The organism is Arthrobacter sp. 1088 (assembly GCF_031455315.1).
Classification (GTDB): Bacteria; Actinomycetota; Actinomycetes; order Actinomycetales; family Micrococcaceae; genus Arthrobacter.
Window position 1 is genome coordinate 196,506 of record NZ_JAVDSM010000007.1, and the last position, 17,072, is coordinate 213,577.

The following is a 17,072-nucleotide window of genomic DNA, read 5'->3' on the forward strand; positions in this document are numbered from 1 at the left end:
GTTAAACCGGCGGTGCTGAATCAGCACCGCCGGTTGTTTTTAAGCCGGACCTAGGCTGGCGCCAAGGCCTGGTTAAGCGCCGTTCGAATGCGTTTCTCGGAGACGGTGTAGGCCGTGCCCAACTCGACGGCGAAGAGGCTTACGCGCAGCTCCTCGATCATCCAGCGCACGCGGGTTAATTCCGCGCCTGCCCTGCGTCCGGGGAGCAACGCGGACACGGCGTCGTCGTAGTCATCCTCCAATGCCTGGACGATGGCCATATTCAGTCCATCGCGCTGCACGTTCCCGGGAAGCTTCTCCAGCCGCTTCTCGATCGCCTGCAGGTACCGCGGAAGCTGGCTCAGCTGCGCGTAGCCCGTCTGTGCCACAAAGCCCGGAAAGACCAACTGTTCCAGCTGGCTTTTTATGTCATTGAGGGCGCTGATGAGCGGCAGGCTGGCACTGGCCTTCAGCTGCTTCTGGATCCGGCGAGTACTCGCCAGGATGCGTTCGACGACGGCCGTCACCGTAAATACGGTATCGATCAGCTCAGCGCGGACTACTTCATACAACGCATCGAAGGCTTCCTTATCCCACGGCAGGGCCTCCGGCGTCAGCTTGTCGATGGCAGCGAGGGCGCAGTCAGCGATCAGGGCACTAACGGAGCCGTGCGGATTTTGGCTGAAGGTCAGCTTCTCGGTATTGCTGAGGTGCTCCAGCACGTACCGGTCCGGGGCAGGGATTCGAAGAGCCAGGAGCCGGATCACCCCGCCACGCATGGCAGCTTCCTGTTCCTGGCGGGTTTGGAAGACGCGGAAGGCTACAGAGGTACCCTCATCCACGATCGCCGGGAAGCCGGTGACGGCATGGCCCTTGACTGTTCGGGTTACTTGGCGTTGCACGGTCCCGAAGTCCCATTCAGTGATGCCACTGCGTTCGGACACCGCTCCCTGGGCGGGTTGGGCGCCGGGGTGCGTGCCAGGATGCGCATCAGGACTGCTGACGGTCCCGGCCGCGGAACCGGCGGTCTTGCCGTTTGAGGCGCCGGGCGCTCCGGCTCTTGTGCCAGCCTTGCCGGGTGCCGTCGTCGCTGGTGTAGCACCGAGCGATTCGGCGATTGCCCGACGTGTGGCCGGGGCCAGTCTTTCCTGTAGTTGGGCAAGGTCCTTGCCTTCGTCGAGGACCTTGCCCTTTCTGTCCACCACCTTAAAGCTCACGCGAAGGTGGGGAGGCACTGCTTCCCAGTTCCATGATCCCGGTGGGATGACGTGTCCGCGGAGCCGGCGAAGAACCAGTTCCAGGGAGGGCTCAAGCTCGTCAGTGGCGGGATCGAAGTCTCTTTCCAAGGCCTCCGTAGCCTGCCGGGCGACGTCAGGGGCAGGCACAAAGTTCTTCCGAACCTGCTTGGGGAGGGATTTGATAAGCGCCGTGATCAGTTCTACGCGTTGTCCCGGAATCTGCCACCGGAACGGTGCGTCGTCGAGTTGGTTCAGGAACAACACCGGAACTTCGGCCGTGACACCGTCCGAAGGATTCGGAGCAGACCCAGGAGCCACAGGATGGAACTCGTAGCTCAGTGGAAGTTCGAAGCCCTTGTGCAGCCACGTTTTGGGGTAGGCGGAATCATCGAGGGCCTCGGCGTCCTCGCTCATCAACAGCGACTGGTCGAAGTCCAGCAGCCCAGGATCTGCTTGGCGTGCCTCCTTCCACCACTTATCGAAATGCCGTTCGGACACGACGTCCTGGCCCACTCTGGCGTCATAGAACTCGAACAGGGTTTGGTCATCCACGAGGAGGTCCCGCCGGCGCATCCTGGTTTCAAGCTCCTCGATCTCCTGCAGGAGCGCGCGGTTGCGGTGGAAGAACTTGTGATGGGTCTTCCACTCGCCTTCCACCAGTGCGTGACGGATGAAGAGTTCCCGGGACAATTCCGGATCGATGCGGCCATAGTTGACCCGACGGTTCGGGATGATGGGCACCCCGTACAGCGTGACCTTCTCGTGGGCCATGACGGCCCCTTGCCGGGAGGACCAATGCGGCTCGCTGTAGGAGCGCTTCACGAGGTCCGGGGCTACTTGCTCCACCCACAAGGGATCGAACCTGGCAGCGACCCGTGCCCATAAGCGGCTCGTTTCCACCAACTCGGCGGCCATGACGAATGCAGGCGATTTCTTGAACAGGGCAGAACCGGGGAAAATCGCGAAGCGGCTGCCGCGGGCGCCCGCGTATTCGCGCTTGCGCTCATCAAGGAGGCCGATGTGGCTCAGCAACCCTGACAACAGGCTGATGTGGATTCCCTCATGGTTGCCTACAGGATCAGCTTCACGCCTATTGTCCAGCGTGATGCCTAAGGGCTTGGCAAGTTGGCGGAGTTGTGTAAAAAGGTCCTGCCACTCACGGACGCGAAGATAGTTGATGAATTCGTTGCGGCACAGCCGGCGAAACTGCGTTGAGGACAGCTCGCGTTGCTTTTCCTGAATGTAGTTCCAAAGGTTAAGGAAACCGGTGAAGTCCGAGTTCTCATCGCGGAACCGCGCATGCTTCTCAGCAGCGAGTTGCTGCTTGTCGGTCGGCCGTTCGCGGGGATCCTGGATGGTAAGCGCTGCTGCCAGGATCATCACTTCGCGGACACAACCGCGTTTGCCGGCTTCGACAATCATGCGGCCGAGCCTCGGATCCACCGGCAGCTGGGCCAGTTTCTGCCCGACGGCGGTCAGGCCACTGCCGCTTCGACGGTTGCCGCGGGGATCCTTGGGCCCTGGGCTGCTCGAAGTTGCCGGGCTGAGGGCGCCTAGCTCGCGAAGGAGGGTGACGCCGTCGTTAATCGCGCGTGAATCAGGCGGTTCGACGAACGGGAAGTTCTCAACATCCTTGGGACCACGGGCAACGCCCATGGCCGTCATCTGCAGAATGACGGCGGCAAGGTTGGTCCGCAGGATTTCCGGGTCCGTGAACTGCGGGCGCGACTCAAAGTCTTCTTCGGAGTAGAGACGGATGGCAATACCCTCGGAGACGCGTCCGCAACGCCCGGACCGCTGGTTGGCCGAGGCCTGGGACACACGTTCTATGGGGAGGCGCTGGACCTTGGTCCGGTGCGAGTACCGCGAGATGCGGGCCGTGCCGGTGTCGATCACATACTTGATGCCCGGGACAGTCAGCGAGGTTTCCGCCACGTTGGTGGCGAGGATGATGCGCCGCTTTCCACCGGGATTGAAGACCCGATGCTGCTCCTGCAGGCTCAGCCTGGCAAAGAGGGGCAGGACTTCCGTGCCTGCCAGGCGCCGGTTGCTCTGGATGCGGCCATTGATGGCCTCGGCGGCGTCGCGGATCTCGCGCTCGCCGGAGAAGAAGACAAGGATATCGCCCGGCGCTTCCTTGGCCAGTTCATCCACGGCGTCACAGACGGCATCCAGTGGGTCCCGGTCCTCTTCCAGCTCGTCGTCGGAGCTGTCCTCGTCCGCACCGGCAGGCTGTGACAAGGGCCGATACCGGATCTCCACCGGGTAGGTGCGGCCGGAAACCTCGATGATGGGTGCGGGGGATTCCTCCGTGCCGAAGTGCTTGGCGAAGCGTTCAGGATCGATGGTGGCGGAGGTGATGATAATTTTCAGGTCGGGGCGCTGGGGGAGGACACGCTTCAGGTAGCCCAGGATGAAGTCGATGTTGAGGCTGCGTTCGTGGGCCTCGTCAATGATGAAGGTGCTGTACTTGCGCAGGAGTTTGTCCCGTTGGATCTCTGCCAGGAGAATGCCATCGGTCATGAGCTTGATCTTGGTCGATGCACTGACCTCGCCAGTGAACCGGACCTGGAAGCCAACTTCCTGGCCGATCTCGACGTCCAGCTCGGACGCGATGCGCTCTGCCACTGTCCTGGCCGCCAGTCGTCGCGGCTGCGTGTGGCCGATCAGGCCTTTGTCGCCCAGGCCCAGTTCCAGGCACATCTTGGGGATCTGGGTAGTTTTGCCCGAGCCGGTTTCGCCGGCAATGATGGTCACCTGGTTTGCGGCGATCGCCGCCATCAGATCCTCGCGGCGCTCGGATACCGGCAGCTCAGCGGGGTAGGAAATATGAAGTGTCATGGCTGCTGCCAGTCTACTGTGGCTTCCTGTCAACGTCCGCTGTCGCTGTCACATGTCGGGCAGGCCCGGCTGCCCCGCCGCTGTCCTAAAGGCCGCGGTGGAAGCGGGGCGCATAGGGACGCCCGTCGTTCGGGATCCTGATGAATTCCCTGAAGGACGGGCGTCGGATGGACGGATCTTGGCTCGATGCTTCCAGTGGGCTGGTGGGCGGCTAGTAGATGCGGGGGTTCCAGTAGGGAGTACTCGGAGCGTCGAAGGCGCTCCAGGGTTCCTTGGAGTTGATGGGTGGGTTGTGGCCGCGTCCGTCCTTGAGAAGGGCGGTAACGGTGGCTGCGACGGCGGTGATAAGGATGATGAAGAGGATGATTCCGAAGATTTCCATGGCTTCAGTCTTCTCTTGGCGGCACCCAAGAAACAGTGGCAGAAATGCCCCATTTAGACAATTTTCTGCCACACTGGAGATATGTTGAAGTCAGTAGCCGTGATCGTTGTCCCCAACTTCTCGATCTTCGAGTTCGGTACGGCCTTTGAGGTCTTCGGAATCGATAGATCCGACCGTGGCGCAGGCGTACCTGCCTTCGACTTCAGGGTGTGCGCGCCGGAACCGGGGGACATCCGAATGAAGTCCGGCCTGTCCTTGCACGTCAACCTTGGACTGGAGGCTGCTGCTGATGCGGACCTTGTCATCATGGCGCCTTTCGGAAGGGACCAGGAGGTCCCCGAATCTGTCCTGGATGCACTGCGGGCGGCCCACGCCCGCGGCGCGTGGGTGATGTCCATCTGCTCCGGCGCATACGCCTTGGCCCGGGCCGGCCTGCTTGATGGCCGGCGCTGCACCACCCATTGGCACTACTCTCAGGATCTGGCGAGTCGATACCCCGCAGTGGTAGTGGATGAGAATGTCCTCTATGTACAGGATGGAACCATCATTACCAGCGCAGGGACCGCCGCCGGAATCGATGCCTGCCTCCATCTTGTCCGTGTGGAGTTGGGAGCAAACGTAGCTGCCGCGATTGCGCGCGACATGGTGGTCCCACCCCATCGCGACGGCGGCCAAGCCCAGTTCATAGACAGGCCCATGCCCCGCTGTGGTTCAGCGCCCATGGAGGAACTCCTGCGGTGGATGGTTGAACACCTCGACGAAGAACACAGTGTCAACGAATTGGCTGCCCGGCTGCATATGTCGCCCAGAACATTCGCACGCCGCTTCAGGGCGGAAACTGGGACAACACCCGCGGCGTGGTTGAACTCCCAGCGTGTGCTCCGCGCCCAGGAATTGCTGGAGTCCACGGAGCTCAACATCGATGAGATCGCTCGCGAAGCAGGGTTCGGGCATTCCGTTTTGCTGCGCCACCACTTCACCAAGGTGCTGGATACGAGTCCGCAGAGTTACCGGAGGGCCTTCCGCGGGCAATTGGCCGAGGCGATTTAGCGGCGGACCCCCAGGCGGCCGCGGGGGCGGGACTCGGAACCTTCAGCCTTGGCACACTCCACAAGTTCCTGCCAAGGCCCCGTGACGGCGCGCTCGGGTAGTGTCGCCCGCCGTTGGCCTGCCCTGATGGAGTACGTGAATCGATCCGGTTCGTCCAGAGTCCTGGCTTCGCTTTTGGCTTCGTCCCAGGGGCAAGCCTCAACGATCGGCATCCAGCGCTCTTTGTCATCATCCGACACTGCCTCCACGCTCCAGACGCGTGTCATCGCGGCTATGCCCCCGCTGCGCTGGACGGTGATTTTCATGACCGGCTACTTCTCGTTTTGACGAACTGGCGGAAAGCCAACGACGGCGGGACTGCCCGGGGCCGGACGGTCCCGCCGGCTGGTCTAAACCTTGACCTTCACAGTCTCCCACGCCTTCAGGACGGCGTCATGCTCTACTGAGCCGACGCCAAAAAGTTCTTCCGCAGTAGCCGCAGTCGCCTTGGCGAACTTGCCAAAGGTGCAGGCTGGCGGCAGGGACCCGCTGGTGAGTGTCCCGTACCAGATCTGCCCTGGCACACCCCATGCATTGCCGCCCAACTCTGCGGCAACAAGGTAGAAAGCCCTGTTGGGGATGCCCGAATTGATGTGTACTCCACCGTTGTCGGCACTGGTCCGAACGTATGTGTCCATCGAGTCAGGCTGCGGGTCCTTGCCCAGGATGTCGTCGTCGTAGGCGGTGCCCGGGGCCTTCATCGAGCGCAAGGCCGCACCTTGGACTTTGTCGGTAAAAAGACCCTCGCCGATCAGCCAGCTGGCTTGCTCCGTGGTTTCCTTCTTCAGGTACTGCTCCACGAGTACACCGAAGACATCTGACATGGACTCGTTCAGGGCACCTGCCTGGTTGCGGTAATTGAGCCCTGCCGTAAATTGCGTGACCCCGTGGGCCAGTTCGTGGCCGATGACGCTCACTGACTTGGTGAAGCGTTGGAAAATCTCCCCGTCGCCATCCCCGAAGACCATCTGATTGCCATCCCAAAAGGCATTGTCGTACAGATTGCCGTAGTGAACGGTAGCGTCCAGGGCCAGGCCGGCGCCATCGACGGAATCCCGGCCGAAGATCTCTGCATAGAGTCGGTGTGTGCTGCCCAAACCGTCATAGGCCTCATCGGTAGCGGCGTCCCCAACAGGCGGAGCGCCCTCCTTGCGGACTACCCGGCCGGGCAGGTTTTCCGAGGTGTCGGCATCGTAGATGGTGCGCTTTGGCGGGCCGGGCTGTGCCGCCACTGCACTGGGCGGAGTAGAGGGTGCCGGGGCGGCGCGAACGGCCTGGAGGTCCTTGATGTGCAGGAGTGATTCCTTTGCGGCCCGGGCAACAGCCCAAAGCCGTGGCTCGCTCTGGGCGGCAATCCTTCGAAGCATGTAAGGCGGAACGATTGAACAAATCACAGCAACCCCTTTTGGCACTTGGCGACTGGCAACTGTGATCAGCCTAGGAGCGGGGGCTGACAATTTTGGCGAGTTCGCCCGGCAAGCCCTGAACTGATAGCGGCGACCCGGGTTGCTGCCCGGAGGCCGAGCTGGGCCGGGGCGTGATCTGGAACGCAAAAATACCCCGCCAGTTGGACTGGCGGGGTATTTGTATGTGCCCTCGATAGGATTCGAACCTACGGCCTTCTGCTCCGGAGGCAGACGCTCTATCCCCTGAGCTACGAGGGCATCCGGGGTTCCCTCCGTTGCCGGTGGGACGTCCTAGAGCTTAGCAGCCACCTGGCCCCAAAAGAAAACGCGGCCATGATCTTTAGCGCCCTGCACGCTGCGGCGCTGCGGTACCCATAGTTCAGTACCCGGCAAACGAGTCAACGTGTACGCGCCGCGCCCCTGCACCGTGCGCAGCGGCCCGCAAGGAATCCACGCTCGCCGGGGAACCGGAGACATATACCTCGCGGGCCCCGATGTCCGGTACCAGCTCCTTCAGGCGCTGTGCGTCGATCCTGGAGGTTCCGGCGTCGTGCATGAAATCCGGGGGAGTAGAGCCGTCCGCGAGCCGGGCGATCACCTTTGCCCCGGACGCCTCCAATTGCTCACAGGCGGCGAGTTCATCGCGGCCTTGGGCAAGGTAGAGGACCACCGTGTCGCGGGCTGCGTCGTCGGACGCAAGGTGGGAAAGGAAAGGCGTGATACCAATACCTGCGGCAATCAGCAGGACCGGCTTGGCGGCGTCGTGCGGGAGCAGGAAGTCTCCGCCAACCGCTGTGGCGGAAATCATGTCACCGGGCTTTAGCGCCAGCAACGTCTTCTTCGCGGTGGACAGGGGCCCGGCCGTTCCAACGCCGAAGGTCACTTCCGGAGCACCCGGGGGGCTGGTGATGCTGAAGACCCGGCGTCGGCCCTTGCCGTCGGACCCCGAATGCGGAAGGTTCAGCTCCATGAATTGCCCGGCCGCATAGCGGACAGGGCGCCGTGGCTCGAAGCGGAACTCCCTGGTCCCCGGTGTCAGGGCCCGGGAACCCTTGAATGTCAGTTCCACGCGGCCCCGTTGGCCCAGGAAAAAGGCGATCAGGTTCCCCACCAGAAGCGCGAGTTCAGGCGAATTGGCCACGAAGCCCAGATTGTACGGAACCGCAAAGACAACGCCGACGACGCCGGCAAGTGCCAATTGCTGCCAACGGCGTGGGGGGAGAGTGAGGGGCTCAGTAAGCATGAAGCCGACGAAAAAAAGCAAGGGGCGCTGGGCCAACGGCTGCCACAGGGCCTGGCCGAAGGTCATGCCGCGGCCCAGCAATTCGACACAGACGATGCTGGTGGCCACCAGCAGGAAAACTGTTGCCATCAGCATTTTCCGTGTGCGGTACAGGACCGCCAGGACACCAGGAACAAGGAGCCACAACATGGCAGGCGTTGCGGCCCACCAGGTGGCTATGTTCAGTCCGGTCAAGCCCGTGATGAAAGCCCCCGCAGCCGCTGGGTTGAAAATGTGGCGCCCACGGAAAGCCAAAGCATATTTCGAAGCGCTGGCCAGGACACAAGCCAGTGCTACACCCAGCATGTCAGTGGCGACGAACGTGGGCCAGAACAGGAAGTACAGGAGCAAGCCGGTAATGAGTGAAGACTCCGAATGGGGCGTGGTCCGGAAAAGCAAGGCCAGCAGGCGGTTCGATCCATAGGTGAGCCCAAGGCACACGCACAGGTGAACCAGCATCTGCGGCAGGCCGAACGTCAGCCACCCCAAGAAGTTCAGGAGCAGGCTGTAGGCCACCAGGACCCCGAGAACCCACAAAATCAGGCGGTACATGGTGAAGCGGCCCAACCAGGTGTCCAAACGCGACTTCATGGCATTCATGTGAACAGTCTCCCCTCAAAACCAGCCGAAAATGTGGCACTCCCATTCGAAAACACCCGTAGCCAGGAAAAATCGAACTCAGCCTCAAGCGCGGCGGGTTCCACCATGAAGAGTGCCGTGGCCAAGGCATCTGCGACCATCGCGCTCGCGGCCATGGTCCAGGTGGCCACGGTCGTTTCGATGGGTTGCCCTGTGATTCCATCCAGTACATGGTGCAGCCCGTCGCCCCACGCCCGGCGGTTGGACGCGGAGGCACAGAGGGAGGAATTGTCCAATTCCACGGTGCCGATCGCCTGCTTCGGGTTATAAGGATGCTCCAAGGCCACAGTGACGGGCAGGCTTCCGGAATGCAGCATGTCGCCGCTGCCATCCACCAGGAAGTCCACGTAGCCAGCTGAACGGAGGACTTCGCCGAGCAGGTCCACGAGCTGTCCCTTTCCTGCGGCGCCAACATCCAATACCAGCGGAACCTTGCCCGAAACCGTGGTTCCCGACCATTCCAGGACGTCTTCCCACCTGGCAGCACCTTCAGGGGCGCCTGAAGGAACCAAGGTGTAGCCGGCACTATATCCAAGACGGTTCAAGCTACTGCCGATCAGGGGTGTCATGGAGCCGCCACTGATCCGGTACAGCGCCTCGTAGACGTTGCGGAGGCCCACTGAGTGCCCGGGCAAGGAAATGCTGCCGGGACCGCGCTGCAGAGCGGACACCAGGGAGTCCTGCCTGAACCGTGAATAGGTATGGTCGTAATCCGCTACCGTCGCAAGCAGTTGGCGCTGCACTTCCGGCTCAAGCATCGACGACGACGAAATCTCCCAGTGCGTACCGATCCCCTCGAAGCTAAAGCGGCTCCAACCCGGATGCGGCATGGCTGCTACTTTGCCTGGGACTTGATCTGCTCCACGGCATCGTTGAACCCGCCTGAGGTCAAAGAAGAACCGGCAACCTTGGAAACGTTGAGGTCGTCGATGTCTTTGCCAACGATCTGCGCCGCGATACCGCTGGCGAACTCGCCCTGGAACTTCCTGGTGTTGGGGTTGGAGGGGTGGACGGTGATATTCACTGCCTCCACCTTGTCCCCGGCCAGCTTGAGCTGAACCCCAACAGTCTCCTGGCCGTTCGGCGATGTATATGTTCCATCGGCGCTGTAGGTGCCGTCCTTGTACGTGGAGTCACCGTTTCCAGCCGAACCAGAGGAAGAAGGGCTGGTGGTGGAAGCCTGGCCACCATTCTGGGTAGCCGGAGTCTGGGTTGACGGGGCTTCCGTTGTGGGGGCACAGGCAGCTGCCGTCCCGATAATGGATACGCTGGCGAACCCGACGTAGAGGCTCTTGCGGAGTGGCGTAGTCATGTTCTGCTCGTTTCAACTGGACAAGATGTGATCAACATGCGGTCAACGGGATGGTGTCGGTCTGTGGATGACCCTTAAAGCCACCTCTTACGTCTTCACAACGTTGAAATCAGCGTAATGGTTCAGTCTGTGAGGGCCGCCAGCAGTTTATGTATAGGTGCTGTGTCCAAGATTGCTGTGTCCAAGATATCCACATAAACGAGCCTTAATTCCACGAGTTTGCGGGCCCCCGGTAGGCTGGATGGGTGACTCCCGAAGAACTCTCTGCTGCCATATCCACCTGCCTTAAGGACGCCGTCGCTGCCGGCGAAATCGCCTTGGCGGAATCCGCTGTCCCCGGAGACGTCCGGGTAGAGCGACCCAAGAACAGGGACCACGGAGACTGGGCCACCAACATTGCCCTCCAATTGGCTAAGCAGGCCGGCACGAATCCGCGCGAGTTCGCCGGAATCCTCAGCCATCGCCTCCAGGGAATCGCCGGCGTGACCGGAGTCGAAATCGCAGGTCCTGGCTTCCTGAACATCACCGTTGATGCTGCTACGGCAGGCGCGCTTGCCAAGGCAATCGTTGAGGCGGGTTCCACCTACGGGACCAACCAGGCGCTCGCAGGACATGTTGTGAACATGGAATTCGTTTCGGCCAACCCCACGGGACCTCTGCATATTGGCCACACCCGGTGGGCCGCCCTGGGCGACGCGATCGCGCGCGTGCTGCGGGCTTCGGGAGCCGACGTCACCGCCGAGTACTACATCAATGACGCCGGTTCGCAGATGAACGTCTTCGCCAACTCAGTCCTTTCCCGGCTCCACGGCCGTGGCGTCCCCGAGGGCGGCTATCCCGGTGAGTACATTCGCGAACTCGGCGATGAAGTACTCAAGGCGCACCCGGATATCCGTGAACTCACAGACGAGGCGGCCCTGCCGGTCATTCGTGCTGCTGCCTACGAGGCGCAGATGGCGGATATCAAAGCAACGCTGGCAGATTTCGGCGTGGAATTCGACGTCTTCTTCTCCGAGAAGGAACTGCACGACGCCGGTGCCATTGAATCTGCCGTTGCCCGGCTCCGCGAACAGGGCCATGTCTTCGACGACGGCGGCGCCGTTTGGCTGCGCACCACCGACTTCGGCGATGACAAAGACCGCGTCATGATCCGAGCCAATGGCGAACCGACATATTTCGCCGCCGACGCCGCGTACTACCTCTCGAAGAAGGACCGCGGTTTCACCGAGAAGATTTACCTTCTTGGCGCCGACCACCACGGCTATATCAATCGCCTCAAAGCTATTGCAGCGTGCGCCGGTGACGATCCCGAAGTAAACATTGAGGTCCTCATTGGACAGTTGGTGTCCGTCAACGGTGCCAAGTTGTCCAAGCGCGCGGGCAACATTATTGAACTCAAGGACCTCATTTCCTGGTTGGGCAAGGACGCAGTGCGCTACTCCCTTGCCCGGTTCCCTGCCGACTCGCCGCTGACACTGGACCCGGAACTGCTCAAGAAGAACAGCAACGAAAACCCCGTGTTCTACGTGCAGTACGCCCATGCCCGCTCCAGGGGAACCGCGCGCAATGCCGCCGAGGCCGGGGTGGACCGGTCCGTATTCGACGCATCGCTGCTGGATCATGCCACGGAGAACGAGCTTCTCTCCTATTTGGGGAGCTACCCGTCAATCGTGGCCAAAGCAGCCGAGCTCCGCGAACCGCACCGCGTTGCCCGTCATCTTGAGGTCATCGCCGGTGCCTACCACCGCTGGTACGATGCCTGCCGTGTCTCCCCACAGGGCGAGGAACCGGTGCTGGACGTGAACCGGACCCGTCTGTGGCTGAACGACGCCACCAGCCAGGTGCTGGCCAACGGACTCGGACTGCTAGGCGTTTCCGCGCCGGAACGGATGTAAGGCCATGACCACAAACACCGCACCAGATTCACCCCAGGCCTCTCCGCTTGCTCCTGAATGGCTGGCTGTCCCGGAGGACCTTAACGTCCTCCAGGCACCTATGTGGGCGGCCGGTGTGGAGAAGAACGACGCCGGTGAGGTCACCATTGACGGGATTTCAGTCAGCGACCTCAAGGCGCAATTTGGCACGCCACTCTTTGTGATGAGCGAATCCGACTTCCGTGCGCGTGCCCGTGCTTTCAAGGACGCCTTCGACGACGCTTTCGCTGACATCTGCGGGGGAGTGGATGTCTACTACGCGGGAAAATCCTTCCTGTGTACGGCTGTGGCACAGTGGGTAGCTGAGGAAGGCCTTCGCCTGGACACCTGTTCCGGGGGCGAACTGGCTGTTGCCGCCCGCGCCGGAATCCCGGGGGCCAATTTGGGCCTGCACGGCAACAACAAATCCGACGCCGAGATAAACCGGGCGCTGGACATGAAGGTCGGCCGCATCGTGGTGGACAGCCTCGATGAATTGGAACGCGTCGCCAAGATTGCTTCCAGCCGCGGTGAAACCGCCAAGGTCATGCTGCGCCTCACGCCAGGGGTCCACGCCCACACCCACGAATTCATCGCCACAGCGCACGAAGACCAGAAGTTTGGCCTCTCCATGGCTGAGGACTCCACTGAGGAAGCCGGCCTGTCCGCAGCTGAGGAAGCCGTTGCCGCCGCGACGTCGTACCCGAGTGTGGAGCTCCTGGGGTTGCACTGCCACATCGGTTCCCAGATCTTCGAGGCGGACGGATTCGCGCTGGCCGCGGAAAAACTCCTCGGCTTTCAGGCAGCGATGCAGGCCAAATACTCCGTCGTCCTGCCGGAACTGGACCTCGGGGGCGGCTATGGTATCGCCTATACGCCAGAGGACACTCCCCGCCCTGCAGCTGAAATCGCGCAGGCGATGGCCGCCGTCGTGCGTTCAAAGTGCGCGGAACTCGGCATCGAAGCGCCCCGCGTTTCCATCGAACCCGGGCGCGCGATCGTCGGGAGCACCACATTCACTTTGTATGAGGTAGGAACGCTTAAAACCGTTCGCGTGGACGTTCCGGGCACCGAAACAGGCAGTGGGAACGTTACGTATCCGCGTCGGTATGTGTCGGTGGACGGCGGAATGAGCGACAACGCCCGTCCGGTGCTTTACGACGCGGATTATTCGGCAATTTTGGCGTCCCGCGACTCCGATGCAGCTCCGCAACTGTCCCGCGTAGTGGGCAAACATTGCGAGAGCGGCGACATAGTTGTTAGAGATGTATATCTGCCCGCGGATGTGGCAGCCGGTGATTTGCTCGCAGTACCGGGTACCGGCGCCTATTGCTGGGCCCTCTCCAGCAACTACAACTACCTGGCCCGGCCTGGCGTTGTCGCTGTGCGCGACGGAGCCGCCAGGCTCATTGTCCGCGGGGAAACCGAAGAAGATCTTTTGAACCGCGACATGGGAGTGGCGAATGTCTGAAGTGCGAACCCTGAAGGTGGCCCTGCTGGGCTGTGGCAATGTAGGGGCCCAGGTCGCGCGCATTCTTATTGACGACGCCGAGGCTCTGGCCGCCCGCAGTGGCGCCCGCCTCGAGCTGTCCGGTATTGCCGTGCGCAACCTCGACTCGCCGCGTGACGTCGAACTGCCGCGTGAACTCTTTACCACGGACGCCGAGACCCTCGTCAAGGACGCAGACCTCGTGATCGAGCTCATGGGCGGCATCGAACCCGCGCGTACGCTCATCGTCACCGCCATCCAGAATGGCGCCTGCGTTGTCACCGGCAACAAGGCACTGCTCGCGCAAGATGGCCCCACTCTCTACGAAGAGGCTGACAAGGCCGGCGTTCAGCTGTCCTACGAAGCTGCGGTTGCCGGTGCTATTCCCATCCTGCGCCCGATCCGCGACAGCCTCTCCGGCGATCGCATTACGAGGGTTCTCGGGATCGTGAACGGGACCACCAACTTCATCCTTGACCAGATGGACAGCACTGGCGCACAGTTTGCGGACGCCCTTGCCGAAGCCCAGCGGCTCGGTTATGCCGAAGCAGATCCCACTGCCGACGTCGAGGGCCATGACGCAGCCGCCAAGGCAGCGATCCTGGCATCGTTGTCCTTCCATACAAGGTTCTCCCTGGACGACGTCTACTGCGAAGGGATCACCAAGGTCAGCGCTGCGGACATCGCTTCGGCCAAGGAAGCCGGCTTCGTCATCAAGCTTTTGGCCATCGCTGAGAAAATCGAAGCCTCAGGGAACGGCAGTGGAATTTCGGTGCGCGTGCACCCCACCCTCCTGCCGCGCGAACACCCGTTGGCAGCAGTCCGTGGCGCATTCAACGCAGTCTTCATCGAAGCCGAAAACGCTGGTGAACTGATGTTCTACGGCCAGGGTGCCGGCGGGACTCCCACTGCCTCTGCTGTGTTGGGCGACCTCGTCTCGGCTGCCCGGCGGTTGGTCCTTGGCGGCCCCGGCCGCACGGAAACAACTACCGGTCATGTTCCGGCACTGTCCATTGATGCCTCCACTACGAGTTACTACATCGGTCTGGATGTAGCAGACCAGGCAGGTGTGCTGGCTCGCATCGCCCACATTTTTGCGGAGAACGGCGTATCCATCGAGATCATGCGTCAAACGATCCACCGCGATGCCGCCTCCAATGTTGAGTCGGCTGAGCTGAAAATCGTGACGCACCGTGCATCCGAAGCTGCACTCGCAGCAACCGTCGAGGCCGTCAAGGGCCTTGACGTCATCAATTCTGTGACATCCGTACTGCGGGTAGAAGGGGTCTAAGTGGCTCACCAATGGCGCGGAGTAATCCGCGAATACGCTGATCGTTTGCCTGTAACGGAAGCCACGAAGGTCATCACCCTCGGCGAGGGCGGCACCCCGCTCGTCCACGCACAGAAGCTTTCCGAGCTGACCGGCTCGCAGGTGTACCTGAAGGTCGAAGGCATGAACCCCACGGGTTCCTTCAAGGACCGGGGCATGACCATGGCTATGACGGCAGCCGTCGAAGCCGGCGCCAAGGCTGTTGTATGTGCTTCGACCGGCAACACTTCGGCCTCGGCCGCGGCTTACGCAACGGCCGCAGGCCTCAAGTGCGCTGTGCTGGTCCCCGAAGGCAAGATCTCCATGGGCAAGCTCAGCCAGGCAATCGCGCACGGCGCCACGCTGCTGCAGGTGGACGGCAACTTCGACAACTGCCTGGACATCGCCCGCAAGCTGGGCGAGTCCTACCCGGTCTTCCTGGTTAACTCGGTCAACCCTGCCCGTATCCAGGGCCAGAAGACCGGTGCCTTCGAAGTTGTGGACTCCCTGGGCGATGCCCCGGATATCCACGTTCTGCCCGTGGGCAATGCCGGCAACATCACTGCCTACTGGAAGGGATACAAGGAGTACGCCGCTCCCTTCGAGACCGCCAACGGCACACTGCCGGCCGTCTCCAGCAAGACACCCATCATGTGGGGTTTCCAGGCTGCGGGTGCTGCGCCGTTCGTTGCAGGGCACCCGATCACTGAACCGGACACCATAGCCACTGCCATCCGCATCGGCAACCCGGCGTCATGGGACACGGCTGTCGCCGCCCGTGACGAATCCGGTGGCCTGATTGAAGCTGTCACGGATGAGGAAATCCTGGACGCCCACCGTTGGCTCTCTTCCAAGGAAGGCGTCTTCGTCGAGCCCGGCTCGGCTGCCGGCGTGGCAGGCCTGATCAAGAAACACGCTGCTGGTGAGGTTCCGTCCGGCAAGACCATCGTCATCACCGTTACCGGCCACGGACTGAAGGACCCCCAGTGGGCCCTCCGCACGGAGGACGGTAGCGATGTCCAGCCGGTCAAGGTGTCCAACGACGTCGTAACCGTTGCCGCGGAACTGGGACTGGAAGAAAAATAAGAGTGGAACAAACGCAGCCCACCGCGACCGATCGTAGACTCGTCGCGGCAGGCCAGCGGCTGACCGTCAAGGTCCCCGGTACGAGTGCCAACCTGGGTCCCGGCTACGACAGCCTCGGCTTGGCCCTTTCAATTTATGACACCTTGACGGTGGAAACGCTCACCACCGGAGAGCTCGAGTTCGAGCTCTCCGGTGAGGGCGCCGATACCCTTCCGCGCGACTCCAGCCACTTGGTGGTGCGTGCGATCGACCTCGCCTTGGAACGTTTGGGTTTCCGGCACTCCGGGCTAAGGATCACTGCTGACAACGTCAATCCGCATGGACGCGGGCTCGGTTCCTCAGCTTCCGCAGTTGTAGCCGCTGTTACTGCCGCCAATTCCTTGGTTCCAGAAGAGGCGCAGCAGGATCTTGACTGGATCCTGCAGCTGACCAGCGAAATGGAAGGCCACCCGGACAACGTCGCCCCCGCCATTTTCGGCGGGCTGGCGCTGTCATGGCAGGACAGCGAGCAGTACAGCAGTACGCGTGCTGAAGTGGCCCAATCCGTGGTTCCCGTGGTGGCGGTTCCGGATTATGAACTCTCCACCGAAACCGCCCGCGGACTTTTGCCCGCGTCGGTGGGCCACCATGCTGCGGCGATGAACTCCGGACGTGCAGCGTTGCTGATCCACGCGTTGACCACGCAGCCGGAATTCCTGCTGCCCGGTACCGAAGACTACCTGCACCAGAGCTACCGTGCCGAAGCGATGCGGCCTAGCGCGGACCTACTTGCGGCACTGCGGAAGGCCGGTCACGCTGCCGTGGTTTCCGGTGCCGGCCCTACTGTCATGGTCCTGGCCAACGGCCCCGGCGAAGCGGCAACCGTTGTCGAATTCATCGAGGCGTTTACTGCCACCAACACACCCAACGTCGGTTGGCGCGTGATGACGCTGGCTGTGGACGTTGAAGGTGCTAGAGTGGAAGTGCACCGGCGGTAAAGCCGCGGGCAGTTCCCTGATTTTGGATCTTGGCGGTTTCGCTGTTCCTTTCGTCAACTGTGCCAACGTCTGGCGGTGCCGTCTCCTTCCGGCCTGTCTCAGGTGCCGCAGAACTCTCTCTGTTCCCTGA

13 protein-coding genes and 1 tRNA gene are annotated in these 17,072 nt (G+C 61.9%); 6 read left to right on the forward strand and 8 right to left on the reverse strand.

The genetic code is table 11. The features are described from left to right. Window positions 1-50 precede the first annotated feature (50 nt). The gene (hrpA, locus tag J2Y41_RS13125) at window positions 51-4,058 is read right to left on the reverse strand and encodes an ATP-dependent RNA helicase HrpA (protein ID WP_309928941.1); all 4,008 of its coding nucleotides are present in this window, start codon (window positions 4,056-4,058) and stop codon (window positions 51-53) included. 211 nt (window positions 4,059-4,269) lie between these two features. Beyond that, window positions 4,270-4,440 carry a hypothetical protein gene (locus tag J2Y41_RS13130; protein WP_224088003.1) on the reverse strand — a complete coding sequence of 57 codons (171 nt, stop codon included), beginning with the start codon at window positions 4,438-4,440 and terminating at the stop codon, window positions 4,270-4,272. 81 nt (window positions 4,441-4,521) lie between these two features. On the opposite strand from J2Y41_RS13130, the gene J2Y41_RS13135 reads away from it, so the two are divergent. Next, window positions 4,522-5,490, forward strand: coding sequence for a helix-turn-helix domain-containing protein (locus J2Y41_RS13135; RefSeq protein ID WP_309928946.1), 969 nt, complete (start codon window positions 4,522-4,524; stop codon window positions 5,488-5,490). Here the strand turns inward: J2Y41_RS13135 and J2Y41_RS13140 are convergent. The 6 genes from J2Y41_RS13140 to J2Y41_RS13165 form a co-directional block, all read right to left on the reverse strand. Then, window positions 5,487-5,795, reverse strand: a complete 309-nt coding sequence (locus J2Y41_RS13140; protein WP_309928949.1) for a protealysin inhibitor emfourin — start codon at window positions 5,793-5,795, stop codon at window positions 5,487-5,489. The genes J2Y41_RS13135 and J2Y41_RS13140 overlap by 4 nt on opposite strands. 84 nt (window positions 5,796-5,879) lie before the next feature. After that, window positions 5,880-6,923, reverse strand: coding sequence for a M4 family metallopeptidase (locus J2Y41_RS13145; RefSeq protein WP_309928952.1), 1,044 nt, complete (start codon window positions 6,921-6,923; stop codon window positions 5,880-5,882). A gap of 197 nt (window positions 6,924-7,120) precedes the next feature. After that, window positions 7,121-7,193, reverse strand: a tRNA-Arg gene (locus J2Y41_RS13150). A gap of 121 nt (window positions 7,194-7,314) precedes the next feature. After that, window positions 7,315-8,817, reverse strand: coding sequence for an oxidoreductase (locus tag J2Y41_RS13155; protein ID WP_309928955.1), 1,503 nt, complete (start codon window positions 8,815-8,817; stop codon window positions 7,315-7,317). Continuing rightward, on the reverse strand, window positions 8,814-9,686 hold the full coding sequence (locus J2Y41_RS13160; protein WP_309928958.1) for an FAD:protein FMN transferase: 873 nt from the start codon (window positions 9,684-9,686) through the stop codon (window positions 8,814-8,816). The genes J2Y41_RS13155 and J2Y41_RS13160 overlap by 4 nt, the downstream gene beginning before the upstream one ends. 5 nt (window positions 9,687-9,691) lie before the next feature. Beyond that, entirely contained in the window at window positions 9,692-10,168 is a 477-nt protein-coding gene (locus tag J2Y41_RS13165) for a hypothetical protein (protein WP_224087999.1), read from the reverse strand. Between the two features lie 245 nt (window positions 10,169-10,413). On the opposite strand from J2Y41_RS13165, the gene argS reads away from it, so the two are divergent. The 5 genes from argS to thrB are packed head-to-tail and all read left to right on the forward strand — an operon-like array spanning window position 10,414 to window position 16,942. After that, window positions 10,414-12,063, forward strand: coding sequence for an arginine--tRNA ligase (argS, locus tag J2Y41_RS13170; RefSeq protein WP_224087998.1), 1,650 nt, complete (start codon window positions 10,414-10,416; stop codon window positions 12,061-12,063). Between the two features lie 4 nt (window positions 12,064-12,067). Beyond that, window positions 12,068-13,552 (forward strand): diaminopimelate decarboxylase, encoded by a 1,485-nt coding sequence (gene lysA / locus J2Y41_RS13175; protein ID WP_309928963.1) that lies wholly within the window; start codon window positions 12,068-12,070, stop codon window positions 13,550-13,552. Beyond that, a complete protein-coding gene (locus J2Y41_RS13180; protein WP_224164690.1) occupies window positions 13,545-14,861 on the forward strand; it encodes a homoserine dehydrogenase in 1,317 nt (438 codons plus the stop codon). The genes lysA and J2Y41_RS13180 overlap by 8 nt, the downstream gene beginning before the upstream one ends. Next, on the forward strand, window positions 14,862-15,965 hold the full coding sequence (gene thrC / locus J2Y41_RS13185) for a threonine synthase (protein WP_309928965.1): 1,104 nt from the start codon (window positions 14,862-14,864) through the stop codon (window positions 15,963-15,965). 2 nt (window positions 15,966-15,967) lie between these two features. Further along, the gene (thrB, locus tag J2Y41_RS13190; RefSeq protein ID WP_309928967.1) at window positions 15,968-16,942 is read left to right on the forward strand and encodes a homoserine kinase; all 975 of its coding nucleotides are present in this window, start codon (window positions 15,968-15,970) and stop codon (window positions 16,940-16,942) included. Window positions 16,943-17,072: the final 130 nt, after the last annotated feature.